Origin of the sequence: Methylobacillus sp., assembly GCF_036844465.1 — a bacterium.
Classification (GTDB): domain Bacteria; phylum Pseudomonadota; class Gammaproteobacteria; order Burkholderiales; family Methylophilaceae; genus Methylobacillus.
Map to the genome: position 1 here is coordinate 44,837 of NZ_DAIUFW010000001.1, position 25,581 is coordinate 70,417.

23 protein-coding genes are annotated in these 25,581 nt (G+C 53.4%); 22 read left to right on the forward strand and 1 reads right to left on the reverse strand.

The window, feature by feature from the left end; translation table 11 throughout:
* Positions 1 to 27: 27 nt before the first annotated feature.
* From leuB to V7Z75_RS00315, 15 genes are all read left to right on the forward strand, one after another.
* On the forward strand, positions 28 to 1,083 hold the full coding sequence (leuB, locus tag V7Z75_RS00245; RefSeq protein WP_334106258.1) for a 3-isopropylmalate dehydrogenase: 1,056 nt from the start codon (positions 28 to 30) through the stop codon (positions 1,081 to 1,083).
* Between the two features lie 103 nt (positions 1,084 to 1,186).
* A complete protein-coding gene (gene asd, locus V7Z75_RS00250; protein WP_334106260.1) occupies positions 1,187 to 2,299 on the forward strand; it encodes an aspartate-semialdehyde dehydrogenase in 1,113 nt (370 codons plus the stop codon).
* Positions 2,300 to 2,453: 154 nt separating this feature from the next.
* Positions 2,454 to 5,546 (forward strand): FimV/HubP family polar landmark protein, encoded by a 3,093-nt coding sequence (locus tag V7Z75_RS00255; protein ID WP_334106261.1) that lies wholly within the window; start codon positions 2,454 to 2,456, stop codon positions 5,544 to 5,546.
* Between the two features lie 113 nt (positions 5,547 to 5,659).
* Positions 5,660 to 6,445 (forward strand): tRNA pseudouridine(38-40) synthase TruA, encoded by a 786-nt coding sequence (gene truA / locus V7Z75_RS00260; protein WP_334106262.1) that lies wholly within the window; start codon positions 5,660 to 5,662, stop codon positions 6,443 to 6,445.
* 75 nt (positions 6,446 to 6,520) lie between these two features.
* Positions 6,521 to 7,144 (forward strand): phosphoribosylanthranilate isomerase, encoded by a 624-nt coding sequence (locus tag V7Z75_RS00265; RefSeq protein WP_334106264.1) that lies wholly within the window; start codon positions 6,521 to 6,523, stop codon positions 7,142 to 7,144.
* Positions 7,131 to 8,333, forward strand: coding sequence for a tryptophan synthase subunit beta (gene trpB / locus V7Z75_RS00270; RefSeq protein ID WP_334106265.1), 1,203 nt, complete (start codon positions 7,131 to 7,133; stop codon positions 8,331 to 8,333). Before V7Z75_RS00265 ends, trpB begins: the two co-directional genes overlap by 14 nt.
* A gap of 13 nt (positions 8,334 to 8,346) precedes the next feature.
* Positions 8,347 to 9,144, forward strand: a complete 798-nt coding sequence (gene trpA, locus V7Z75_RS00275; RefSeq protein WP_334106266.1) for a tryptophan synthase subunit alpha — start codon at positions 8,347 to 8,349, stop codon at positions 9,142 to 9,144.
* Between the two features lie 98 nt (positions 9,145 to 9,242).
* The gene (gene accD / locus V7Z75_RS00280) at positions 9,243 to 10,112 is read left to right on the forward strand and encodes an acetyl-CoA carboxylase, carboxyltransferase subunit beta (protein WP_334106268.1); all 870 of its coding nucleotides are present in this window, start codon (positions 9,243 to 9,245) and stop codon (positions 10,110 to 10,112) included.
* 23 nt (positions 10,113 to 10,135) lie between these two features.
* A complete protein-coding gene (gene folC, locus V7Z75_RS00285) occupies positions 10,136 to 11,437 on the forward strand; it encodes a bifunctional tetrahydrofolate synthase/dihydrofolate synthase (RefSeq protein ID WP_334106270.1) in 1,302 nt (433 codons plus the stop codon).
* A 32-nt stretch (positions 11,438 to 11,469) separates the two neighbouring features.
* Complete coding sequence (locus V7Z75_RS00290; protein ID WP_334106272.1) at positions 11,470 to 12,168, forward strand: SPOR domain-containing protein; 699 nt, start codon at positions 11,470 to 11,472, stop codon at positions 12,166 to 12,168.
* Position 12,169: 1 nt separating this feature from the next.
* Entirely contained in the window at positions 12,170 to 12,661 is a 492-nt protein-coding gene (locus V7Z75_RS00295; RefSeq protein ID WP_334106274.1) for a CvpA family protein, read from the forward strand.
* A gap of 60 nt (positions 12,662 to 12,721) precedes the next feature.
* Positions 12,722 to 14,257, forward strand: a complete 1,536-nt coding sequence (gene purF / locus V7Z75_RS00300; RefSeq protein WP_334106276.1) for an amidophosphoribosyltransferase — start codon at positions 12,722 to 12,724, stop codon at positions 14,255 to 14,257.
* A gap of 201 nt (positions 14,258 to 14,458) precedes the next feature.
* On the forward strand, positions 14,459 to 15,637 hold the full coding sequence (locus V7Z75_RS00305; protein WP_334106278.1) for an O-succinylhomoserine sulfhydrylase: 1,179 nt from the start codon (positions 14,459 to 14,461) through the stop codon (positions 15,635 to 15,637).
* Between the two features lie 61 nt (positions 15,638 to 15,698).
* Positions 15,699 to 15,989 carry a hypothetical protein gene (locus V7Z75_RS00310; RefSeq protein ID WP_334106280.1) on the forward strand — a complete coding sequence of 97 codons (291 nt, stop codon included), beginning with the start codon at positions 15,699 to 15,701 and terminating at the stop codon, positions 15,987 to 15,989.
* Positions 15,990 to 16,019: 30 nt separating this feature from the next.
* On the forward strand, positions 16,020 to 16,241 hold the full coding sequence (locus tag V7Z75_RS00315; RefSeq protein ID WP_334106282.1) for a hypothetical protein: 222 nt from the start codon (positions 16,020 to 16,022) through the stop codon (positions 16,239 to 16,241).
* Positions 16,242 to 16,309: 68 nt separating this feature from the next.
* On the opposite strand, the gene V7Z75_RS00320 is transcribed toward V7Z75_RS00315, so the two are convergent.
* On the reverse strand, positions 16,310 to 16,912 hold the full coding sequence (locus V7Z75_RS00320) for a peroxiredoxin (RefSeq protein WP_334106284.1): 603 nt from the start codon (positions 16,910 to 16,912) through the stop codon (positions 16,310 to 16,312).
* 205 nt (positions 16,913 to 17,117) lie between these two features.
* Between V7Z75_RS00320 and gyrA the strand changes: the two genes are divergently transcribed.
* The 7 genes from gyrA to pqqB all read left to right on the forward strand — a co-directional run bounded on the left by gyrA (position 17,118) and on the right by pqqB (position 25,577).
* Positions 17,118 to 19,679, forward strand: coding sequence for a DNA gyrase subunit A (gene gyrA, locus V7Z75_RS00325; protein ID WP_334106286.1), 2,562 nt, complete (start codon positions 17,118 to 17,120; stop codon positions 19,677 to 19,679).
* Between the two features lie 20 nt (positions 19,680 to 19,699).
* Positions 19,700 to 20,782: a 3-phosphoserine/phosphohydroxythreonine transaminase gene (serC, locus tag V7Z75_RS00330; protein ID WP_334106287.1), complete on the forward strand. Its 1,083-nt coding sequence runs from the start codon at positions 19,700 to 19,702 to the stop codon at positions 20,780 to 20,782.
* A gap of 12 nt (positions 20,783 to 20,794) precedes the next feature.
* Entirely contained in the window at positions 20,795 to 21,862 is a 1,068-nt protein-coding gene (gene pheA / locus V7Z75_RS00335; protein WP_334106288.1) for a prephenate dehydratase, read from the forward strand.
* A 135-nt stretch (positions 21,863 to 21,997) separates the two neighbouring features.
* On the forward strand, positions 21,998 to 23,155 hold the full coding sequence (locus V7Z75_RS00340) for a GGDEF domain-containing protein (RefSeq protein ID WP_334106290.1): 1,158 nt from the start codon (positions 21,998 to 22,000) through the stop codon (positions 23,153 to 23,155).
* 43 nt (positions 23,156 to 23,198) lie between these two features.
* A complete protein-coding gene (gene hisC, locus V7Z75_RS00345) occupies positions 23,199 to 24,308 on the forward strand; it encodes a histidinol-phosphate transaminase (RefSeq protein WP_334106292.1) in 1,110 nt (369 codons plus the stop codon).
* Positions 24,309 to 24,521: 213 nt separating this feature from the next.
* The gene (gene pqqA / locus V7Z75_RS00350) at positions 24,522 to 24,593 is read left to right on the forward strand and encodes a pyrroloquinoline quinone precursor peptide PqqA (protein ID WP_081774944.1); all 72 of its coding nucleotides are present in this window, start codon (positions 24,522 to 24,524) and stop codon (positions 24,591 to 24,593) included.
* Positions 24,594 to 24,659: 66 nt separating this feature from the next.
* Entirely contained in the window at positions 24,660 to 25,577 is a 918-nt protein-coding gene (gene pqqB, locus V7Z75_RS00355) for a pyrroloquinoline quinone biosynthesis protein PqqB (RefSeq protein ID WP_334106294.1), read from the forward strand.
* Positions 25,578 to 25,581: the final 4 nt, after the last annotated feature.

Consider the following 25,581-nt stretch of genomic DNA (forward strand, 5'->3'; position numbering starts at 1 on the left):
TTAATTCAATAATGTGGGAACGCGAGTATGAAAATTGCAGTATTGCCGGGCGACGGCATAGGTCCGGAAATCGTGGCGCAAGCCGTCAAGGTGCTGAAGGCGCTGGATATCCAGTTTGATTTGCAGGAAGCTCCTATCGGCGGTGCTGGCTATGAGGCTGCCGGCGACCCATTGCCTGCCGCTACACTCAAGCTCGCCAAGGAAGCCGATGCTGTCTTGCTGGGCGCAGTGGGCGACTGGAAATACGACAGCCTGCCACGTGACCAGCGTCCCGAGCGCGGCTTGTTGCGTATTCGCAAGGAATTAAACCTTTTCGCCAACTTGCGTCCTGCCTTGCTGTACCCCGAGTTGGCTTCCGCCTCTACGCTGAAGCCAGAAGTGGTGGCAGGTCTGGACATCATGATCGTGCGTGAACTGACGGGTGACATCTATTTTGGCCAGCCGCGCGGTATTTCCACGCTGGACAATGGCGAACGCGAAGGTATCAACACCATGCGCTACAACGAATCCGAAATCCGTCGCATCGCCCATGTGGCATTTGGGATTGCCATGAAGCGCAACAAGAAGGTTTGTTCCGTGGACAAGGCCAACGTGCTGGAAACCACAGAGCTCTGGCGTCAGGTAATGATTGAAGTAGCCAAGGAATACCCCGAAGTAGAGCTCAGCCATATGTACGTGGACAATGCAGCCATGCAGCTGATTCGCGCGCCGAAGCAATTCGATGTGATGGTGACCGGCAATATCTTCGGCGACATTCTGTCCGACGAGGCTTCCATGCTGACCGGCTCCATCGGTATGCTGCCTTCCGCATCGCTAGACCAGAACAACAAGGGCATGTATGAGCCCAGCCATGGTTCTGCGCCGGATATTGCTGGCAAGGATATCGCCAATCCATTGGCTACCATCCTCTCTGCCGCAATGATGTTGCGTTATAGCTTTAATGACGAAGCGAATGCCAACCGTGTGGAAAATGCCGTGAAGAAAGCATTGGAGCAAGGATACCGCACTGCGGATATCTGGACCGAGGGTACCCGCAAAATCAAATGCAGCGAAATGGGCGATGCCGTGGTGGCAGCGCTATAATGAAAAACTCTCCGAAGCCGTTGGATATATTCATTGGCTCGGATAGCACTGGTTTCAGACCAGCTCATTGGCCCGGAGAGGGCTGTCAAATCAGGAAAAGATAATGCTAAAAGTGGGTTTTGTCGGTTGGCGTGGCATGGTGGGTTCCGTGCTCATGCAACGCATGGTTGCGGAAAATGATTTCCGCGATATTGAGCCGGTGTTCTTCACCACTTCGCAAACTGGTGGCGTTGGTCCTGCCGTTGGCCGAGACACTCCGCCACTCAAAGATGCCAAATCTATCGTCGAGCTCAAGGCGATGGACATTATCGTTTCCTGTCAGGGCGGCGATTACACCAGCGAGATTTTCCCAAAGCTGCGCGCCGAAGACTGGCAAGGCCACTGGATTGATGCCGCATCCACCCTGCGTATGGATAAGGATGCGGTCATTATCCTTGATCCGGTCAACCTGGACGTGATCAAGAATGCGCTGGCCGCAGGCGGGCGCAACTGGATTGGTGGCAACTGCACTGTTTCTCTCATGTTGATGGCCTTGAACGGCTTATTCAGGGAAGACCTGGTGGAATGGGCAACATCCATGACTTATCAGGCGGCTTCAGGCGCGGGCGCGCAAAATATGCGTGAGCTGATTAAGCAGATGGGCGTGGCCCATGCCGGTGTGGCTACCGAGTTGCAAGACCCTGCATCCGCGATTCTGGATATTGATCGCAAGATGGCGGAAATCTTGCGCAGTGCCGAGTATCCCACCGAGCATTTTGGCGTGCCGCTGGCTGGCAGTCTGATTCCATGGATAGATAAGGATTTGGGCAACGGCCAAAGCAAGGAAGAGTGGAAGGGGCAGGCGGAAACCAACAAGATTCTTGGCCGCGAATCCAACCCTGTGCCGATTGATGGCCTATGCGTGCGTATCGGTGCCATGCGCTGCCATTCTCAGGCATTGACCATCAAGCTCAAGCGTAATGTGCCGTTAGATGAAATTACCAGCATGCTTGCAGAGGCCAATGCCTGGTCCGAGGTTGTGCCCAATGAACGTGAGGCGACCATGCGCAAGCTGAGCCCTGCGGTTATCACTGGTACTTTGCAGACACCGGTGGGCCGCCTGCGTAAGCTAAGTATGGGGGAAGAGTATCTTTCTGCGTTCACTGTCGGCGACCAGTTGTTGTGGGGTGCGGCAGAGCCGTTACGCCGCATGCTACGTATCCTGGTTGAAGCTTGATTTTTAGAGACGGCTTTTTGCCTGTAATTAAGTACAAATAGCTTTCGACTGACCACGTTAAGGTTGGCAATATAAAGTTATATATCAGCTTGAAACCGTAACTGATTGATGTTAGCTTAATAATTGCTATTGAAAAGTTGATAAGGGTGGAATAGTGCATAAGTCCAAATTAAAGGGAGTCACACTTGCAGTCCTGCTGGCGTTTGCACCGCTCGCCGTTGATGCTGCAGGTCTGGGTCGATTGACAGTGACGTCCGGGCTTGGTGAGCCTTTGTCCGCAGAAATCGAATTACTCTCTACCACGCCGGATGAGTTGGCTTCATTAACGGCAGGCATAGCATCGCCGGAAGCCTATAATGTGCAAGGCGTGGAGCGTACTGCCATTCATAACGCGATCAAGGTGACTGTCAGCAAGCGTGCTGACGGTTCGCCCGTTCTCAAGCTTACTACTGCCCAGGCAATCAGTGATCCTTTCCTCGATATGCTGATCCAGGTGGATTGGGCGACAGGCCGCTTGTTGCGTGAATATACCGTATTACTTGATCCGCCTGGATATAACAATCAGGCCCAGGTTTATAACGGCGTGCAGTTGCCGTCCGGAGCTGTTGCCTCTACGCCAGCGCCTGTTGCAACGCCAAAGCCTGCCATGCCTGCTGCGAATACGGCAAAACGTGAGCCTGCTCCTGCGCCCGTAAAGGCCAAGCCAGAAGCCTCTGGCGCTGAAGAAACATATATGACTGCTCGAGGCGATACATTGGGTGTAATCGCACGCGAGCATCAGGTGCAGGGTGTGAGCCTGGACCAGATGCTGGTTGGCCTGTATCGCGCCAATGAAGATGCTTTTGTCGGCAAGAATATGAACCGCTTGAAAACCGGACAGATTCTGCGCGTGCCAAATGCCAGCGAGTTGCAGCAGGTCACACCTGCGGAAGCAACACGCGAGGTCAAGGTGCAAACTGCCGACTGGAATGCCTATCGCAACCGTTTGGCTGGCCTGGTGGCTGAAGCCGCGCCTTCCGCAGAGGGCGGCGCGCAACAGTCGGCTTCCGGGCGTATTTCCTCTCCCGCGACAGACCAGGCCGTGCCACCTGCTACAGGTCCGCGGGATGTGGTCAAACTTTCCAGCAGCAATGCGGACCAGGCCAGGTTGAATGCATTGCAGGAAGAGTTGACCGCCAAGGAGAAGAGCCTGCAGGAAGCTTCCGAGCGTACTGCCATGCTGGAAAAGCAGATTGCAGACATGCAGAAACTGCTGGCTATCAAGAATCAGTCGTTGGCCAACCTGCAGAATGCAGATCAGCCTGCTGCCACACAGGAAGAGGTAGAGAATCCTCCTGCCGAATCTACTCCGCAGCCTCAGCCAGAACCTGAGGAAGTAGCGCTACCTGCCGAAGAGTCTGCTGCCGAGGAAAACAATACAGAAACAACACCTGCGGGCGATGTAACAGCGCCAGCGAAGCCCGTGCCGCAGCCTGTCCCTGAACCAGTTGCATCAGAACCTTCCTTCTTTGATGAGTTGACCGGCGGTGATCCGCTACCGTTGGCATTGGGCGGCGGTGCTGTCATCTTGCTATTGGGTGGCTGGCTATACATGCGCAACCGGCGTAAGCGCGAGTTGGACAGTTTTGAAAAGGATATCCTGACTGCTGGCGGCCTGAAGCCTACTACAGTATTTGGCAATACTGCCGGAGCCACTGTCAGTGCCGGCGATACCTCGTTCCTCAACGATTTTTCTCAGAATACTGGCGGGATGATAGATACGCAGGATGTCGATCCTATTGCCGAGGCTGAAGTCTATATGGCATATGGGCGTGATGCCCAGGCTGAGGAAATCCTCAAGGATGCGATTGTCAAAGAGCCGGGCCGCCATGAGCTGCACCTGAAGCTGCTGGAGATTTTTGCGTCGCGCAATGATACTTCGGCCTTTGAAACAGTCGCTGGTGAAATCTATACCACCTTGGGCGCTACCGATCCGATCTGGGGCAAAGTGGCTACCATGGGACGCAAGCTGGAGCCTGATAATCCCCTGTACTCGGAAGACAATCTGACCAAGGGAGTGACTGAAGAGAAAACAGCTACAACGACACCTGAGGCATTGCAGGCTGATGAATCTGAGCAGGGTGATGCGGCATCGGCATATCAGCCGTCATTTGATGATGCTGATCTGACAGCAGCAGGGAGCTTTGGGACAGAGGGCGACACTCTAATTGCGGATTCAAGCACTGAAGATGAGTCTGAAATCGAGGGAGGCAGCCCTGACTCCGAAAATCGTGAGTTGCCTGCGTTGGATTTTGACCTGGATACTCTGGCGTTAGGCAATGGGGCGATAGAGTCTGATGCAACGGGGGATACACAGGTAGATAACAGCCTTGATTTCACGTTGGATCTGCCAGAGCCACCAGCCGAAAATAGTTTGCAGATGGATATTGACGAACTGGATGTTGCCATTCCTGACTTTGATTTGCCCGAATTGTCTGGCAGTGACAAGGTTGAGGAAACAGTTGCAGAACCAGAGTCGGCAACCGAGTTCTTCATTCCTGAAATTGAGGAACCTGACACGCCATTGCAGGCAGAAGAAACTTTATCCGCAACTATTGATACAGATTTTAGTTTGCCAGAGATTGCCTTGCCAGAAGTGGAGTTATCCGAGCCTGATGTTGAGGAACGGGTTGCTACAGAAAATACATTACCTGATATTGACTTTGATCTGCCGGAAATCAGCCTGACCGGAAATGAGGATGTTGATCTGCCCGAGCCAGTGGCTTCAGAGGCAGGGCAGCCATTAGCTATTCCTCAGGAAGACTCAGGGCTTGCTGATATTCAACTGGATGAGATTCAGGATGATCAAGCACCCACATTTGATTTTGCAGGAATAGACCTGGACACGGATAATAGTGCGCTGTCAGAGACAGAGTTAGTTGCTAGTACGGTTGAGGAAGTGGATTTGCCTGACTTCAATTTTGAAGTCGACGAGCAAGACCAAGCCGATGTTGCAACTACTGCTGCAGATATCGATTTTTCCGGTATCAGCCTGGATGTTGTGGACGAGCCAGCAAGCGGGCCGCAGTTGGAAGCAGAGAATCTGGTAGAGGAATCTGCTGATGTGGATACCAAGCTGGATCTGGTTACTGCCTATATGGATATGGGGGACAATGAGGGCGCGCGCGAGTTGCTGGAGGAAATTCTGAAAGAAGGCGGCCCGAGACAGAAGCAGAAAGCCCAGTCGATTCTTGACAGCTTGTCTTGATATGGATTGAATGTTTAAACAAAAGCCGGGTTATACCCGGCTTTTTTATGTCAAATAGCATGATGATGGAAGCTAAAGACACAACAGGGTAGCGATATGGAATGGGGCGGATAATGAGGCTGGCATTAGGAATTGAATATGACGGTGCTGGTTTTTGTGGCTGGCAAAGCCAGCCCAATCGGCTTGCGGTGCAGGACACGCTGGAAGCGGCACTTTCAGAGCTGGCCAGCCACAGCATTCGCGTGGCCGCTGCCGGGCGCACCGATACAGGAGTGCATGCTTTATCCCAAGTGGTACATTTTGATACGGTAGCTGTGCGACCACAAAATGCATGGGTACGTGGAGTGAATGCCAGGCTGCCTGCCAGCGTGCGTGTGTTGTGGGCAACCGAAGTGAATGAGCGTTTCCACGCGCGTTTTGATGCCTATCAGCGCAGCTATCAATATTGGCTTATCAACCAGCCTGTAGCGTCTGCGATAATGGCGGGTAAAGCGGGCTGGTTTCACCAGCCACTTGATCTGGAGGCTATGCAGCAGGCGATGACCCATTTATACGGCCAGCACGATTTCAGTGCCTTCCGCGCGGCGGAGTGCCAGGCCAAATCCCCGGTCAAGATTATGCATCATGCTTCTGTCAGCGCTTTCGGCAGTAGCTTGGTTTTTGATTTTTGCGCCAATGCTTTTTTGCATCACCAGGTACGTAATATGGTGGGTGCCCTGGTGTATATTGGGAAGGGTAAATATCCCCCGGACTTTATGGCAGCGTTGCTGGAAAGCCGAGACCGCAACCTTTCTCCACCGACCTTCTCACCCGATGGCTTATATCTCACGGGTGTGGGATACGATACTCATTGGGGGTTGCCTGTCACCGAGCGCAGGCTGCAATTCGGCATTGGCTGAGGCCGCTGATTTTTTGTGACATGAAACCGACTTTAGGGTACCCTAGCGCCTTTCGATCCTGGGCCTGTTTCAAGCTTGAGAACACGCGTCAAAATCTGTGGCATTACCCGAGTTGAAGATGCACTGGCAGCTACCGGCCATGGTTGCGATGCAATTGGTTTAGTATTTTATGAGCCCAGTCCAAGAAATGTCGATATCCAGCGGGCAGCAGAAATTGTGGCTGCATTACCTCCTTTCGTCAGTGTCGTCGGTTTGTTTGTGGATGCCGCCTCCAGCGAGATAGAGCATGTGTTGAGCCGGCTTCGGCTGGACGTATTGCAGTTTCATGGAGATGAGGCACCTGATGCCTGTCGCCGTTATGGCTTGCCTTACATAAAGGCAGTGCGCGTCAGGAATGAGACAAATTTGCTACAATACGCAGATCAATACAACGACGCCAAGGCCCTGCTGCTTGATGCTTATTTACCGGGCGTGGCAGGTGGTACCGGATTGGTGTTTAATTGGGACTTGGTCCCTGACCGATTTCCGATGCCCATCGTGCTGGCAGGCGGATTGAATCCCGAAAATGTAGCTGAAGCCATCTGCCAGGTGCGGCCTTATGCGGTCGATGTCAGCGGCGGCGTTGAACAAACCAAAGGAATCAAGGATGCGGACAAGATTGCCGCATTCATGCAAGGAGTACAGAATGCAGCGTTATGACATGCCGGACGAAAGAGGGCATTTTGGCCCTTACGGCGGTATTTTTGTGGCCGAGACATTGATTGAGGCGCTGGAAGAGTTGCGCGTCATGTATGAGCGTTATCGCCATGATCCTGAGTTCCTTGCCGAATACGCCTATGACCTCAAGCATTTTGTCGGCAGACCCAGCCCGGTGTATTACGCAGAACGCCTGACCAAGAAGGTCGGTGGCGCGCAAATCTATCTCAAGCGCGAAGACCTGAATCACACCGGCGCGCACAAGGTTAACAACACCATTGGCCAGGCATTGCTGGCCAAGCGCATGGGCAAGCCGCGCGTGATCGCCGAGACCGGCGCTGGCCAGCATGGCGTGGCGACAGCCACGATTGCTGCACGCCTGGGTCTGGAGTGTGTGGTGTATATGGGAGCTGAAGATGTCAAGCGCCAGGCACCTAATGTATTCCGCATGAAGCTGCTGGGTGCCACGGTGGTGCCAGTGGAAAGCGGCTCCAAAACGCTCAAGGACGCGCTCAATGAAGCGATGCGCGACTGGGTCACTAACATTTCCAATACCTTCTACATTATCGGCACTGTTGCCGGGCCGCATCCTTATCCCATGATGGTACGCGATTTCCAGGCGGTGATCGGCATTGAAGCCAAGGAGCAGATGCAGGAAATGGTCGGTCGCCAGCCGGATGCGGTGATCGCCTGTGTCGGCGGCGGTTCCAACGCGATGGGTATTTTCTATCCTTACATTGATGTTGAAGGCGTGCGCTTGATCGGTGTCGAGGCTGCAGGCTACGGCATCGAGACCGGCAAGCATGCGGCACCATTGACCGCCAACAGCCCAGCGGGTGTGCTACATGGCAACCGCACCTATCTGATGCAGGACAAAAACGGCCAGATCATAGAGACGCATTCTGTTTCCGCGGGCCTGGATTATCCGGGAGTAGGGCCTGAACATGCCTGGCTCAAGGACATCAAGCGAGCTGAGTATGTTGCGATCACAGATGATGAAGCGATGGATGCTTTTCATATCCTGTGCCGCACGGAAGGCATCATCCCGGCGCTGGAATCCAGCCATGCATTGGCTTATGCCATGAAGCTTGCCGCTACCATGTCGCCAGACCAGGTATTGCTGGTCAATCTGTCCGGTCGTGGGGACAAGGATATCAACACGGTAGCCAGCCTGGCTGGTATTACCCTCTAAACTGGTTTTGCACATGTCACGAATTCAAGCAACTTTTGCGGCGTTGAAGTCGCAGAACAGAAAAGCACTGATTCCTTATATTACTGCCGGTGATCCTCATCCTAAACATACGGTAGCCATCATGCATGCGTTGGTGCAGTCTGGCGCCGATATGATCGAGCTTGGCATCCCGTTTTCTGACCCGATGGCGGATGGTCCTGTAATCCAGCGTGCCGCCGAGCGTGCCTTGGCCCATCACGTCAGTCTGGGCGATGTATTGGACATGGTGCGTGAATTTCGCCGCACAGACGATAAAACCCCGATTATATTCATGGGTTATGCCAATCCGGTAGAGGCCATGGGTCAGGCAGCCTTTGCCCAGCGTGCGCGCGAAGCGGGCGTTGATGGCGTATTGACGGTGGATTATCCACCTGAGGAGTGCCAGGAATTCGTCGAGCTGCTTAAGGCGCAACAGTTGGATCCGATTTTCCTGTTGTCCCCGACGACAGAGCCGGGCCGGGTGGATATGATTGTGCGTCAGGCTGCCGGCTTTGTGTATTACGTATCGCTCAAAGGCGTGACTGGCTCGCAGAATCTGGATATTGCTGAAGTGAGCGCCAAGGTGCAATCTATCCGTGGTCAGACGGATTTACCTATCGGCGTGGGTTTCGGCGTGCGGGATGCGGTGACTGCCAAGGCGGTTGCTGATGTGGCAGAGGCCGTAGTGATTGGCAGCCGCATGATTCAGGAAATCGAGCAATCAACTGAGGCAAACTTGCTGGACAATCTGTCACAGTTGACCAAAACATTGCGCGTGGCGATTGACCCCTGATTGATCAAGTGCTGATGCGGGTGAAACGCCCTCATTATTCATGAAAGGAAACAGGCTGGCCGCTGGCCGGGTGTTTCATTTTCTACAAAGGAAAAACCATGAGCTGGTTACAAAAACTTCTGCCTCCCAAAATCAACCGACCTGCAGGCAATAGCCGCAAGTCCGTGCCTGAAGGGTTGTGGAGTAAATGTCCCTCGTGTGAGGCGGTGCTCTATCGCACTGATCTGGAAAGCAATGCAGAAGTTTGTCCCAAATGTTCTTACCATAATCGTATCTCTGCGCGCACGCGCCTGGATTTATTGCTTGATCCGGAAGGGCGTTCAGAAATTGGTGCAGAAGTGCAGCCGATTGATCCGCTCAAGTTTAAGGACAGCAAGCGTTATGTGGATAGGCTAAAAGCCACTCAGTCGGAAATGGAAGAGACGGACTCGCTGATTGTCATGCAAGGCAGCATCAAGACCGTGGGCGTGGTGGTCGCCGCGTTTGAATTCAAGTTCATGGGCGGTTCCATGGGTTCTGTGGTCGGTGAGCGTTTTGTTCGCGGTGTGCAGGCTGCAATCGATAATCACACTCCATTCATCTGTGTTTCTGCCAGCGGCGGCGCGCGCATGCAGGAAGGCTTGTTCTCTCTGATGCAGATGGCCAAGACCAGTGCTGCGCTGACCAAGCTCAGCAAGGCTGGTTTGCCTTATATCTCGATATTGACCGACCCTACCATGGGCGGGGTATCGGCGAGTTTCGCCATGCTGGGCGATGTGATTGTGGCCGAGCCGCAGGCATTGATCGGCTTTGCAGGCCCACGCGTGATCGAGCAGACTGTACGCGAAACCTTGCCTGAAGGCTTTCAGCGTTCAGAATTCCTGCTGGAGCATGGTGCTGTTGACATGATTGTCGACAGACGTGAAATGCGTGACAGGCTGGCGACCTTGATGACCGGCTTAATGCGCATGCCTGCCAATGCTGCTTAGACTCCATTCTGATCAATTATTCAGTGACATCTTCCTTATCTTTACCTGATTTTCATGAGTTGGCTGATTGGCTCACTTATATTGAAGCTCTACACCCAGCTTCCATCGAAATGGGGCTGGAGCGCGTCGAACAGGTACGTCAGCGGCTCGGCCTTGTACCGCAGTTTCCTATCATCATAGTGGCAGGTACCAATGGCAAAGGCTCAACCTGTGCCATGCTGGAAAGTATCTACCGGGTGGCAGGTTACAGGGTGGGATGTTATACATCGCCTCATTTCATCCGTTATAACGAGCGTGTGCGGATCGGCGGCGCAGAGGTTGCGGATGAGGTCTTGGTGGAGGCATTCCAGGCAATAGAGCAGGCGCGGCAGGAGACTGATACCGCACTGACTTATTTCGAGTTCGGTACTCTGGCCGCAGTCTGGAGTTTGATGCAGGCCAAGGTGGATGTAGGCATTCTTGAGGTGGGCCTTGGTGGCCGTCTGGATGCAGTGAATGTGTTTGCTCCGCAGTGCAGCATCGTGACCAGCGTAGACCTCGATCACATGGATTTTCTCGGCAATGACCGCGAATGCATAGGGCGTGAAAAGGCGGGCGTGTTCCGGCCTGGAGCGCCGGCGATTTGTGGAGATAATGATCCACCGTTGTCTCTCCAGGCATATGCAGCCGAGATTGGAACTGATCTGCGCAGGATAGGGCACGAATTTGGCTTCCAGGCGCAACAATCGGATTGGCACTATCGCGCAGGAAGCCAGGAATACCAGTTACCGTTGCCTGCACTATCTGGCAGTTTCCAGCTCAATAATGCAGCCAGTGTCATCAATGCTGTTGATTGCCTGCAAGAGATATTGCCAGTCACGCTGGTGCAGATGCGGCAAGGGTTGCAGCAGGTGGTCTTGAATGGGCGTTTCCAAGTTTGCCGCGAGCAGCCGCAGGTCATCCTTGATGTGGCGCACAATCCGCATGCCGCCAAGGCATTGGCTTCCAATCTGGCGCAGCATCCTGTTGTTGGTCGCACTTTGGCCGTATTTTCCATGTTGGCCGACAAGGATATTGCAGGCGTGATACAGGTGCTGACGCCATATATCGATGCCTGGTATATCGCTGGCGTGGGGCATGCGCGCGGCGCCAGCGCAGAACAATTACGAGAATATGTGATGGCTCAGGCTTCATCATCCAGTTTGGTACAGATCCATGCCGATGTACGCAACGCGTATCGTCAAGCCTGTAATGATGCTGGCGAAAATGATAGAATTATCGTCTTTGGTTCATTTTTTACTGTGGCCGATATTATGTGCGAGCTCGCGACCACGCAGCATGCATAGCACTGATTCAAACAAGGATAGTAGGATTTTTAATGGCTTCCGACCAGTCGAATGATCAGGAACTTCAATTCAAGAAACGTGCGCGCCGTCGCCTGGTTGGAGCGATTGCGCTGGTGTTGTTGATGGTGACCATTTTGCCGATGGTTCTGGATGACCGTAGCAGTAAAACCCCGCAACAGGAAATTGCTATTCACATCCCTAGTCAGGATGGTCCTGAATTTACATCCAAGGTGGCCCCGCAGGGTGAACCTGTAGAGGAAGTGATTTCCGAACCGGTACTATCTTTATCAGAACAGCATAATACCGATCCCGATTTTGAAGCGCCGACTGTTCAGCCAACACCCAAGCCAGAGGTAATCAAACAAGCCATTCCAGAACCTGTGAAGAAGGAAGCGGCCAAGCCCGAGGCAAAGCCGGTAGCTCCCAAGGCGGCTGCCTCTTCCAAGCCTGACACTGCCAAGGAAAAGCAGAAACCAGTAGAAACCAAGCCAGCAGCGGCAGGAAGTTTTCTGGTACAGATAGGCGTGTTCTCCGATCCGATCAATGTCAAGAACCTGCAGGACAAACTGTCCGGCCAAGGCTTGAAATCCCATACGGAAATTATTGCTACCCCGGCAGGGGATAAGACCCGTTTGCGGGTTGGTCCATTTGCCAGCCGGGAATCTGCTGAGCAAGCCATGAACAAGGTCAAGGCCGCTGGTTTGTCCGGCATGATCATCAGCAACAAATAGCATGACAGGTTTCGATTATGCAGTGCTGGCGATTATTGGGATTTCCGTATTGCTCAGCATCATGCGTGGTTTTGTGCGCGAGATATTGGCGCTGGCAGCCTGGATCATTGCATTCATAGTAGCAAAGCTCTATACCGTGGAAGTGTCCGTCATGCTGCCGGATTCCATTCCCTCGGAAGAATTGAAATTCCTCGCCGCCTTTATAATTTTGTTTTTGTCCTCATTATTAGTATGTAGCCTGCTAGCCATCGCAATTGCCCAATTATTCAAGACCATGGGATTGAGTGCCCTGGATCGTGGCTTGGGTGGCTTGTTTGGCTTTGTCCGCGGATTGCTCATTGTATTGACCTTAGTGCTGCTGGGCGGCCTGACTTCGTTACCGCAGGACACGCGCTGGCGGAATGCGATGTTCAGTGCGCCGCTGGAGGCGATGGTGATGGCTATCCTGCCCTGGTTTGCGCAGGATATTGCAAAACATATTAAATACGACTAGATTGAAACAAGCGGTTTGACTCTGGTCGCTTCAGATTTTTGTTTTTAAGGCATATAGCTTATGTGTGGAATTATCGGTGTAGTCGGTAAAAACCCAGTAAATCAGCTACTCTATGACGGATTGCTGGTGCTACAGCATCGCGGACAGGATGCTGCGGGGATCGTCACCTGTGATGGCAATACCTTTTTCATGCATAAGAACAACGGCCTGGTGCAGGATGTATTCAGGACGCGCCACATGCGTAGCCTGATCGGCAATGCCGGTATCGCCCATGTGCGTTATCCTACCGCGGGCTCTTCTTCTGCTGCCGAATCCCAGCCTTTCTATGTAAATTCCCCGTTCGGTATCGTGCTTGGGCATAACGGTAACCTGACCAATTCAGCCCAGCTCAAGCAGGAAATGTTCAGGCAGGACCTGCGCCACATCAATACCAATTCCGATTCCGAAGTATTGCTTAATGTATTGGCGCATGAGATCGAACTCTCTTCGCACAGCGCGGTATTGAATGCCGACATGGTGTTTGAAGCAGTGACAGGTGTTCATAAGCGCTGCCGCGGGGCTTACGCGGTTGTGGCGATGATTGCCAATTTCGGTCTACTGGCTTTCCGTGACCCGAATGGCATCCGTCCCCTGGTCATTGGCAAGCACGAAACAGAACAGGGCACAGAATATATCGTGGCTTCCGAGAGCGTGGCGCTGGATGTGCTGGGCTTTACCCTGGTGCGTGATGTGGAGCCTGGTGAGGCGATATTCATTGACCTGGAAGGTAATTTCTTCTCACGCCAATGTGCTGAAGCGCCCCAGTTGGCGCCGTGTATTTTTGAATATGTTTATCTAGCCCGTCCTGACTCCGTGATTGACAAGGTATCGGTCTACCAGACCCGCCTGCACATGGGTGAAAGCCTGGCTGACAAGATTGCGCGTGAATGGAGTGATCTCAAGATCGACGTGGTGATCCCGATTCCGGATACCAGCCGTCCGAGTGCCCTGGAGCTTGCCAACAAGCTCAACCTCACCTATCGCGAAGGTTTTATCAAAAACCGCTATATTGGCCGTACCTTCATCATGCCTGGCCAGGCGTTGCGCAAGAAATCCGTGCGACAAAAACTCAACCCGATTGGCATGGAGTTCCAGGGCAAGAATGTGCTGTTAGTGGATGATTCCATCGTTCGCGGCACCACTTCCAAGCAAATCGTGCAGATGGCGCGGGATGCGGGAGCCAGCAAGGTATTTTTTGCATCTGCAGCGCCGCCGGTGCGCTTTCCTAATGTTTATGGAATCGATATGCCTTCGCGCAGCGAGTTGTTGGCGACTGACCGCACAGATGAGGAAATCTGTGCGGAAATCGGCGCTGATGCCCTGATTTATCAGGACCTGGAAGCATTGATTACCGCAGTGCAAAAGAGTAATCCTGATATTCAGGTATTCGATTGTTCCTGTTTTGATGGAAAGTACATCACAGGAGATATTGACGAGGTCTATCTTAACCGGGCGGAAGCCGCGCGCGGCGATGGCGCCAAGCAAACGCGTCCTGCCAACTCGATTACCCAGCTTGACTTGAATCTTGCTGGAGCAGAAGAGGAAGAGCTGATCTAACTTGACCTCTGACTCTGTCAGGAATAGTATCAATCCATGCGCTGATTTGAGGAGAAGCAACACTCAGCTTGCGGGCGCAATATAAATACTGCTAAAGCGAGTTGATCTTGAAACCCGTTTTAGCGTTGGAGCTATGACGGGTTTTTTCATGCCCGTTTCTTTTGAATTGAGCCTGATGACGGGCAGAAAGGTAAGAATGTTATGAGTCAGCATGAGTGGCATGCCGAAACACTGGGTGTGCGGGCAGGGGGTGAGCAGACCGCGTTTGGTGAAAATTCCGAAGCCATGTTCTTGACCTCCAGCTTTGTCTTTGAAAGCGCAGCGCAGGCAGCGGCTCGATTTGGCGGAAAAGAACCGGGGAATATCTATTCCCGTTTCACCAACCCGACCGTCACCATGTTCCAGAACAAGCTGGCAGCCCTGGAGGGCGCCGAGTTTTGCGTGGCGACATCCTCTGGCATGTCTGCCATCCTGGCGTGCGTCATGGGCTTGTGCTCCGCTGGCGACCACATTGTGGCTTCGCGCAGCCTGTTTGGCACCACAGCGCAGTTGTTCGGCAATATCCTTAAGCGCTGGGGGCTGGAAACAACCTTTGTTTCCCTGTCTGACCCGGAAGAATGGAGGGCTGCTGTACAGCCGAACACCAAGCTGTTTTTTGTGGAAACGCCTTCCAACCCCTTGACCGAGATTTGCGATATTACGGCGCTGGCTGACATTGCTCATGCCGCAGGCGCCTTGCTGGTCGTGGATAATTGCTTTTGCACTCCTGCGGTACAGAAGCCGCTGGAGCTTGGTGCGGATGTCATCGTGCATTCTGCGACCAAATACATTGACGGCCAGGGGCGCTGCCTGGGTGGCGCCGTGCTTGGCAACAAGGCCCTGCTGGAGCCTGTCTACGGTTTTCTGCGCACGGCTGGACCGACCATGAGTGCGTTCAATGCCTGGGTGTTCCTTAAAGGCCTGGAAACGCTGCATGTTCGCATGGAGGCCCATGCGCGTAGCGCGCTGGAATTGGCGCAATGGCTGGAGAGGCAGCCTCGCGTGGAGCGTGTCTATTACCCAGGCTTGGCATCGCATCCGCAACATGCGCTGGCAATGCGCCAGCAGAAAAACGGTGGTGCGATCGTTTCCTTTGACGTCAAGGGTGGTCAGCCTGCTGCCTGGCACCTCATTGATTCCACCAGGATGATTTCCATCACGGCCAACCTGGGGGATGCCAAGAGCACGATTACCCATCCGGCAACCACCACACATAGCCGGGTCAGCGCGGAAGCGCGTGCAGCTGCCGGAGTTGGCGACGGCTTGATCCGTGTCGCAGTCGGCCTGGAGCATGTGGATGACCTCAAGGCGGATCTGGCATGGCTTGGCACGACGGATTGAGAGGATTGCGTTATAGTATGACCAGCGCAACGATATATTTAACTGATCAAGGAGTGGAAATATGAGTTTGAAAGACGAATATGTAGAAAAGCTCAAGGCGCAACTCGATGAGTGGAGTGCTGATATTGATGTGTTGGAAGCCAGGGTGCGCCAGGCGGATGCCGAACTGCATATCAAGTACGATGAGCAGGTGGTAGCGTTGAAGCAGAAGCGCGATGAGGCCAAGCTCAAGCTGGCTGAGATTCAGGCTTCTGCCGGTGAAGCCTGGCAGGAACTGCGCAAGGGAAGCGACGATGCCTGGGATGCCATCAAACGCGCGATTACCGAAGCTCGCAAAAAATTCAACGAATAACCTGCATTGCATGCAGGCAAGGAGATGGCGATGAAAGCATCTATAGTCGTTGGGCTATTGCTGATTGTTTTTGGCGTTGTATCCCTGGTTTACCAGGGGTTTAGCTACACAACGGAGGAAACAGTAGTCCAGCTTGGTTCATTGAAGGCTACTGCCGAAGTGGAAAAGGATGTGGTGATTCCGCAGGCGGTGAGCATTATCACGATTGTTGCTGGTATTGCCGTGGTGGCGTTGGGTGCGCGTCGTAAGTAGCCGTTATTGTTTCAGCCAATAAAAAACGGGACATCATGTCCCGTTTTTTATATCTGGCCTAGAGTGAATTACAGGCTGGAAGCGTTTTCTGCCAGATACTTGGCAACGCCTTCCGGGGAAGCGTTCATACCAGCTTTGCCTTTTTTCCAGCCAGCAGGGCAGACTTCGCCGTGAGCTTCGAAGAATTGCAATGCATCAACCATGCGCAGCATTTCATCAATGTCACGGCCCAATGGCAGGTCGTTCACAACCTGGTGCACCACAACGCCATCCTTGTTGATGAGGAAAGAACCACGGTAAGCCACGCCGCCGTCAGCTTCAACATCATACGCCTTGCAGATATCGTGCTTGATGTCGGCAACCAATGGGTAACCAACCTGGCCGATACCGCCCTTGTCTACTGGAGTGTTCTTCCAGGCCAGGTGAGTAAAATGAGAGTCGATAGATATGCCAATCACTTCAACGCCGCGCGCCTTGAATTCTGCCAGGCGATGATCGAAGGCGATCAGTTCGGAAGGGCAGACAAAAGTGAAATCCAGCGGGTAAAAGAAGATAACAGCAGATTTGCCCTTGATGTGTTCGGAAAGGGTGAAATCTTCTTTGATGGAGTTGTCGCCAAGAACGGCTGCTGCGGTGAAATCGGGTGCTGGCTTGCCAACTAGAACGGCCATATGCTTTCTCCTTAATCTGATTGCTAGGCGTTGAAAACGCGATAGCCTAAAGTAAGTCCCTGCAAATTACTAATGAATTTTTGCGAGCGTGATGGAAGGTGATTGGCGAAATGCATCGTGGCTAATGGGGAGATCGTGACATGCTTTGGCACTCGTATCGTGCTAAAATCCAAGTCTTTCAGCCACTTTAAGCCGATAGCCAATAATGGATCAGTTCGCAAAAGAAACCCTCCCTATCAGCCTCGAAGACGAGATGCGCCGTTCGTACCTGGATTACGCCATGAGCGTGATCGTGGGGCGTGCGTTGCCTGATGTGCGCGATGGCCTTAAACCCGTGCATCGCCGTGTACTGTTTGCGATGCACGAGCTGAACAACGACTGGAACAGGCCATATAAGAAATCCGCGCGTATTGTCGGTGACGTCATCGGTAAATACCACCCGCACGGCGATATTGCGGTCTACAACACTATCGTGCGCATGGCCCAGGATTTCTCTCTGCGTTACATGCTGGTTGATGGCCAGGGCAACTTTGGCTCTGTGGATGGCGATAATGCTGCAGCAATGCGGTACACCGAAATCCGCATGGCGCGTATTGCGCACGAATTGCTCGCCGATATTGACAAGGAAACTGTTGATTTTGGCCCTAACTATGATGGTTCCGAACACGAGCCATTGATCATGCCAGCACGCATACCTAACCTGCTGATTAATGGCAGCTCCGGTATCGCGGTTGGCATGGCGACCAATATACCGCCGCACAATCTCAACGAAGTCATCGCAGGCTGTCTGGCCTTGCTCAAAAACCCGGAACTGAGTGTTGATGAGCTGATCGAGATCATTCCGGCGCCTGATTTCCCCACTGCGGGCATCATTTACGGCACTGTGGGTGTCAAAGAAGGTTACCGCACTGGCCGCGGACGCGTGGTGATGCGCGGCCGCACCCACGTCGAAGACCTGGAAAAGGGCAACCGCCAGGCCTTGATCGTGGATGAGCTACCGTACCAGGTCAACAAGAAGACGTTCGTTGAGAAAATTGCCGAGCTGGTCAACGAGAAGAAGATCGAGGGCATTTCCGACCTGCGCGATGAATCCGACAAGTCCGGCATGCGCGTCGTGATCGAGCTCAAGCGCGGCGAAGTCCCTGAAGTCGTGCTTAACAACCTCTACAAGCAGACCCAACTGCAAGATACTTTCGGCATGAACATGGTGGCGCTGCTGGACGGCCAGCCGCGCCTGCTCAATCTCAAGCAGATGCTGGAAGCCTTCCTGCGCCACCGCCGCGAAGTGGTGACGCGCCGTACCGTCTACGAATTGCGCAAGGCGCGCGAGCGCGGCCACGTGCTCGAAGGCCTGGCAGTGGCATTGGCCAACGTGGACGAGATGATTGCCCTGATCAAGGCCGCACCGACGCCGCCGGAAGCCAAGCGCGAATTGATGGCGCGCACCTGGAAGTCGCCCGTGGTAGAGGAAATGCTCAAGCGTGCAGCCATGGAGGCTTCGCGTCCTGAAGGCCTGTCCGTCGATTTCGGCCTGACCCCGAATGGCTACAGATTGTCCGACGTGCAGGCGCAGGAAATCCTGCAGATGCGTTTGCAACGCTTGACCGGCCTGGAACAGGACAAGATCGTCAACGAATACAAGGAGGTTATGGATATCATTGCCGATTTGCTTGATATCCTCGCCAAGTCCGAGCGCGTGACGCAAATCATTGTGGAAGAGCTGGCAGCTATCCTCAATCAGTTCGGTGACAAGCGCCGCAGCGAGATTGTGCACAACGCGCAAGACCTTTCGCTGGAAGACCTGATTACGCCGCAGGACGTGGTGGTGACGCTTTCGCATACCGGCTATGTGAAGTCGCAGCCGCTGGAAGAATACCGTGCGCAACGCCGCGGTGGCCGCGGTAAGCAGGCGGCGGCCACCAAGGAAGACGATTTCATCGACAAGATGTTCGTGGCGAATACGCACGACTACATCCTGTGCTTCTCAAGCCGCGGTCGTGTCTATTGGCTCAAGGTCTACGAAGTGCCGCAAGGCAGCCGCATCAGCCGCGGCAAGCCGATCGTCAACCTGTTCCCGTTGGAGGAGGGCGAAAAGATCAATGCCATCCTGCCGGTCAAGGAGTTCGACGAAAATCATTATGTGTTCATGGCGACTGCCAAGGGCACTGTCAAGAAAACGGCACTGATTGAGTTCTCCAACCCACGCCGTTCCGGCATTATTGCGCTGAACCTGGACGATGGCGATTACCTGATCGGGGCCGAAGTCACCAACGGCGTGAACGACATCGTCCTCGTTTCCAACGGCGGTAAAGCGGTCTGGTTCGATGAAGAAGACGTGCGTGCGATGGGGCGTGCGGCGCGCGGCGTGCGCGGCATGAAGCTGCAAGCCAAGCAGCAGGTGATTTCCCTGCTGATCGCCGATAACGACAAGCAAACCGTGTTGGTGGCCACTGAAAATGGCTACGGCAAGCGCACCGTCCTGGCTGATTTCCGTCATTCCGGCCGCGGCACTCAGGGTGTGAAGGCGATTGCCACCAGTGAACGTAATGGCACGGTAGTGGCTGCAAGGTTGGTAAGTGATGATGACGAGATCATGCTGATTACGACCGGCGGCGTATTGATTCGTACCCGGGTCAAGGAAATCCGCGAGTTGGGCCGTGCTACTCAGGGTGTGACCTTGATCAACCTGGGTGAAGGCGAGAAGCTGTCTGGCCTAGAAAAGGTTGTCGAGACGGATGACGACAGCGATACTGAAACGATTGCTTAACCAAATTCAGAATTGAATATATGACGCAAATCTATAATTTCTCTGCCGGGCCGGCGGTCTTGCCCAAGGAAGTGCTGCAACAGGCAAGTAACGAAATGCTGGATTGGCATGGCTCCGGCATGTCCGTGATGGAAATGAGCCATCGCGGCAAGGAATTCATTAGCATCGCCAACGAGGCGGAAGCCGATTTGCGTGAGCTCATGAATATTCCCGCCAATTATAAGGTGCTGTTTCTGCAGGGCGGAGCACATGCGCAATTTTCCATGATTCCTATGAATCTCTTGCGCGGCAAGGATACGGCAGATTACCTGGATACCGGTATCTGGGCGCAGAAAGCGATTGAAGAGGCAGCCAGGTATTGCAAGGTCAACGTCGTGGCCTCAGGCAAAGATCACCAGTATTTCAGGGTGCCACAGCAATCACAATGGAAGTTGAACCCGGATGCAGCCTATGTGCATTACACCTCGAATGAAACTATCGGCGGTCTGGAGGTGTTCTGGACGCCGCAGACCGGTCATGTGCCGTTGGTGGTGGATATGTCATCACACATTCTTTCGCGGCCCGTGGATGTGTCACAGTTCGGCTTGATTTATGCAGGGGCGCAGAAAAATATTGGCCCTGCCGGGCTGACCATTGTGATTGTGCGCGAAGATCTCATTGGCCAGACTATTGCTGGCACGCCGACCATGTTCGATTACAAGATACATGCCGACAATGGCTCCATGTATAACACGCCCCCAACTTATGGCATTTACATGGCGGGGCTGGTATTCAAATGGTTGAAGGCCAAAGGCGGCCTGGCAGCCGTGGAAAAGCTCAATATCGAGAAAGCGGCATTACTATACGATTATTTCGATAGCAGTGATTTTTACAACTCTCCGATTGCCGAGGAAAACCGTTCGCGCATGAATGTGCCATTCACGCTCAAGGATAGCGCGCTTGACGCAGAATTCCTCAAACAGGCCGAGGCCAATGGCTTGTTGCAACTCAAGGGGCACCGGCTGTTGGGTGGTATGCGTGCCTCCATTTATAACGCTATGCCTATTGAAGGTGTGCAGGCATTGGTGGCTTTCATGCAGGATTTTGCACGCACCCGCGGTTAAGAAGAGGTCTGCATGAGTGATATTCTGAAAGAGTGCCGGGACCAGATTGACGCAATTGACGAGCAATTGCTGCAATTAATCAATGCGCGGGCTGCGCTGGCGCGTGAAATCGGGGAGCTCAAGGGGGAAGGGCCAGTGTACCGGCCAGAGCGCGAGGCGCAGGTATTGCGCCGCCTGCTGGAAAAAAACAGGGGCCCACTGTCCGCAGAGGCTTTGACTGCTGTTTTTCGCAGCATCATGTCTAACTGCCGAGCATTGGAGCGTGAGCTTTCGGTTGCCTTCCTTGGCCCCCTAGGCACATTCAGCGAAGAGGCAGCCAGCAAGCAGTTTGGCGGCATGGGTGCTCCTATGCCATGTATCTCGATTGATGAAGTATTCCGCAAGGTTGAGTCTGGCGCTGCCGATTATGCTGTTGTGCCGGTAGAAAACTCGACGGAAGGGGCAGTGGGGCGGACCTTGGATCTGCTGACTACCACCAGTCTGCATATTTGCGGCGAGATTGCCCTGCCGGTGCATCATTGCCTGTTACGACGCAAGGATGCAGTTGGCGAGATCAGGCGCGTCTATTCCCATGCCCAGTCGCTTGGGCAATGCCACGAATGGCTCAATCTCAATCTGAGTGGTGTTGAACGAGTCAGCACCGGCAGCAATGCGCAAGCCGCCGAGCTGGCAGCGCAAGATCCTTTTGCTGTGGCGATTGCTGGCAAGCGCGCTGCCGAGATCTTTGATTTGGCATTACTGGCAGAAAACATCGAGGACGACCCGAAAAATGTCACGCGATTCCTCGTCCTGTCTGCGCATGAGGTCGAACCTTCTGGCCAAGACAAGACTTCTCTGCTACTGGCGGCCAAGAATGTGCCTGGAGCGGTGGTGGGGCTGCTTTCCCCACTTGCCCAGCATGGCGTTGACATGACCAAGTTCGAATCCCGTCCGTCCAAACTGGGTATCTGGGAGTATGTATTTTTCGTGGATATAGAAGGGCACTACAAGGATCCCAAAGTTGCCAAGGCGTTACACGAGCTTGAGGAAAAGTCATCCTTATTCAAGCTTCTTGGTTCCTATCCGATAGCTATAATATGATGCGTGCATGCGCCAGATGCTATGTCTGGCGCATGCTTATATGTCACCTGGTTTGATTTCCCTGAGTGCTTCATGGATTTTGAATCTGGGTTTGCGTATGATGAAACGCGTATGATCTATCGTTGAAAGGGGAGTATGCCGCTTAGCCAGGACCTGTTGGAAACTGCTTCATCGCATAAGTGGAAGTTGAAGTTCGAGCACACGCCTCTGGAAGAGGATTACCAGGCACATACGCATTCTAGTCTGCGCCGTCATTCACGATTGGCCCTGCTGGTGGGCGCTATCATGTACATGTTGTATGGCTTGCTGGATCCATTGTTCGTCAAGCCGGAAGTGTTTGTGCATGTCTGGTATATCCGCATCATGGTAGTGATGTTGTTCTGCGCCGTATTCTGGCTCTCCTTTTCCGAGTATTTTTCCAGGAATAATCAGTTACTGCTGTCCATCGTGGCTCTGTTCAGTGGTATAGGTTTGCTGGCGCAGGTCAGTTACATGCCGGTGGCGGCCATCAACTTCTACTATACCGGCCTGGTGATCATGGTGTTCTGGACCTACACCTTCTCAGGATTACGGTTCTTCAACTCGGCAATGGTGGGTGTGGCACTGCTGCTGGTGTTCAATGTGATGTTCCTGTTCCTACGGCCTTTGCCGCTGCTGCAGGTATTGATTTACGATATGTTTATCCTGTCGGCCAATATCGTGGGGGGCTTTGCAAGCTATGTCGTGGAAAGGCAGAGCCGGGCACTTTTCCTGCGTGAAAAAGATCTGGATAATGAACGCAAGCGCCAGCAGGAACGAGCCTTGCATGACCGGCTGACCGGTTTGCCCAATCGAGAGTTGCTGCTGGACCGCATTGAACAGGCTATCAATCTGGCAATCCGCAATGACCAGGTGTGCGCAGGATTGTTCATTGATCTCGATCGCTTCAAGCCCATCAATGATACCTACGGCCACCTTATAGGTGATGTGGTGTTGAAAGAGGTGGCGACCCGCCTCAAATATACCGTGCGTGAAGCGGACACCCTGGCGCGTTTAGGGGGAGATGAGTTTTTTATTCTGGCACGGGATATCGGTAGCCCGGAAGCGGCGCAAATACTGGCGGAAAAGTTGCAGCGGCAGTTCCTTGCCCCCATTATCTTGGACGGTTTGCCGCCGATTCATGACTTGTCTGCCAGTATAGGCGTGTGTGTTTTCCCCTACCGTGATGTGTCGGCGGTCGATGTCATCCGGCGCGCGGATCACGCCATGTACGAAGTCAAGCGCGCGAGCCGACAAGAGCCTGCTCGAACCTGAATACATTCAATTTCAAATTTACTTAATTTAAAGGAATACTATCGTGACTAGGCTGTGCGACCTCGCGCCGTCCAATATTCGTGCCATTGCGCCTTACCAGCCCGGCAAGCCCATCACCGAGCTGGCGCGGGAAATGAACCTCAACCCTGAAAACATCATCAAGTTGGCTTCCAATGAAAATCCTCTGGGGGTGAGCCCCAAGGCGTATGAAGCCATGCAGGAAGCGCTGGAGGACATTGCCCGCTATCCCGATGGCAACAGCTTTGCGCTAAGGGATTGCCTCTGCCGCAAGTTCGGCTTGCAGCCAGACCAATTGATATTCGGGAATGGATCCAACGATATCCTGGAACTGGCTGCGCGCGCATTTCTTACACCTGGCACCGAGGCAGTCTATTCCCAGCATGCCTTTGCCGTTTACCCGCTGGTGACTTTGGCAACAGGAGCAACTGGCATCAGTGTTCCAGCGCGGAATTTTGGTCATGACCTGGATGCCATGCTGGCGGCGGTCAGAGATAAAACCCGCATTGTTTTCATTGCCAATCCGAACAATCCTACTGGCACTTTGCTTGCAAAAGCGGAATTGCGCGCGTTCCTTGCTAAAGTGCCTGAGCATGTATTGGTAGTGCTGGATGAGGCATATGACGAATATCTCCCCGCCGAGAGCAAATCTGAGGCACTCTTATGGCTCAAGGAGTTCAGTAATCTGCTGATTTCCAGAACCATGTCCAAGGCCTATGGTTTGGCAGGGTTGCGGATCGGCTATGGCGTGGCTGCGCCCGAAGTGGCGGACTTGATCAACCGCGTGCGCCAGCCATTCAATGTCAATAGTGTGGCACAGGCTGCGGCAGTAGCCGCGTTAAGTGATGAGGACTTCGTCCAGCGTACTTATGCGCTCAACCAGGCGGGCATGGCGCAGATTACCCAAGGCTTGACCAGCTTGGGTCTGGATTACATTCCTTCATATGGCAACTTCGTGAGCTTCCATGTCACTGACGCGGCAGGGGTATATCAGCAACTGCTGAAGGCTGGCGTGATTGTGCGGCCTGTCGCCGCGTATGAAATGCCTGATTATCTGCGTGTCAGCATTGGTTTGTATGCAGAAAATGACCGCTTCCTGGAAGTGTTGGAGCAGGTACTAAAAGTACCTACTTAATTCTGAAATCAGGCCTCTTTTGAGGCCTGATTGCTTTCCAGACTGGCTTGCAGTTTGGCTCCTCCTGATTGACTCATGATAATCATGAGACGACTTTCGGTGTTTTCGCACTGTTTCGTTCATGTCCCAGGACGCACAATATGTCCACGTTGCTGTCAGGTGTTTTGCCCGAAAGTAGCGTTGAAAATCAATTTAAATTAACAGGAGAGTATTATGTGGACCAAGCCAGAAGTTACTGAAATGCGTTTCGGTTTTGAAGTCACTATGTACGTTTGCAACCGCTAAGTGACGGTCATGGCCGGGTTCTTGCCCGGCCGTTTCCAGTAGCAACGAGTTTGAGTAAGGGCTGATATGCATATTCATGTTTTAGGGTCGGCAGCCGGCGGCGGTTTTCCGCAGTGGAACTGCAATTGCCCGAATTGCGATGGCCTGCGTAAAGGCAAGATCAAGGCGAAAAAGCGCACACAATCTTCCATCTGTGTCAGCGCTGATGGCGTCAACTGGGTGTTGTTCAATACCTCTCCAGACATTCTTCAGCAAATCCAGGAATTTCCTCCGTTACAACCTGCTCGTGCCATTCGCGATAGTGGCATTGCAGGCATTGTGCTGATTGATGCGCAGATTGACCACACTACCGGGTTGCTGATGCTGCGCGAAGGTCAGGTCAAGCGCGAAATCTATTGCACCGATATGGTGTACCAGGATCTGACCACTGGTAATCCATTGCTCAATATCCTTGGGCATTATTGCGGCGTGAATCGCCATGACATCCCGATCGACGGCAAGAACAGTTTTACTGTGAATGGCGCGCCTAGCCTGCGCTTCACTGCTGTAGCGCTCAAAAGTGCGGCGCCCCCGTATTCACCGCACCGTAACGACCCGCACCCGGGCGACACCATAGGCGTGTTGATCGAAGATACGAACAATGGCAGGAAAGCCTTTTATGCTCCTGGTCTGGGCGAAATCGAGCCACATTTGCCAGCCTTGATGCAGCAGGCCGATTGCATCATGGTGGATGGCACCTTTTGGACCAATACCGAGATGATCGACATGGGCCTCATGACCAAGAAGGCCCGCGACATCGGCCACAATCCGCAATCCGGCCCCGGCGGCATGATAGAGGTGCTGGATGGCTATCCCCATGCGCGCCGCGTGCTGATTCATATCAACAACACCAACCCCATCCTGCGTGAAGACTCTGCCGAGCGCGTGGAACTGGAGCGTCATGGCATTGAAGTGGCCTATGACGGCATGGACATCATTCTCTAGGAGA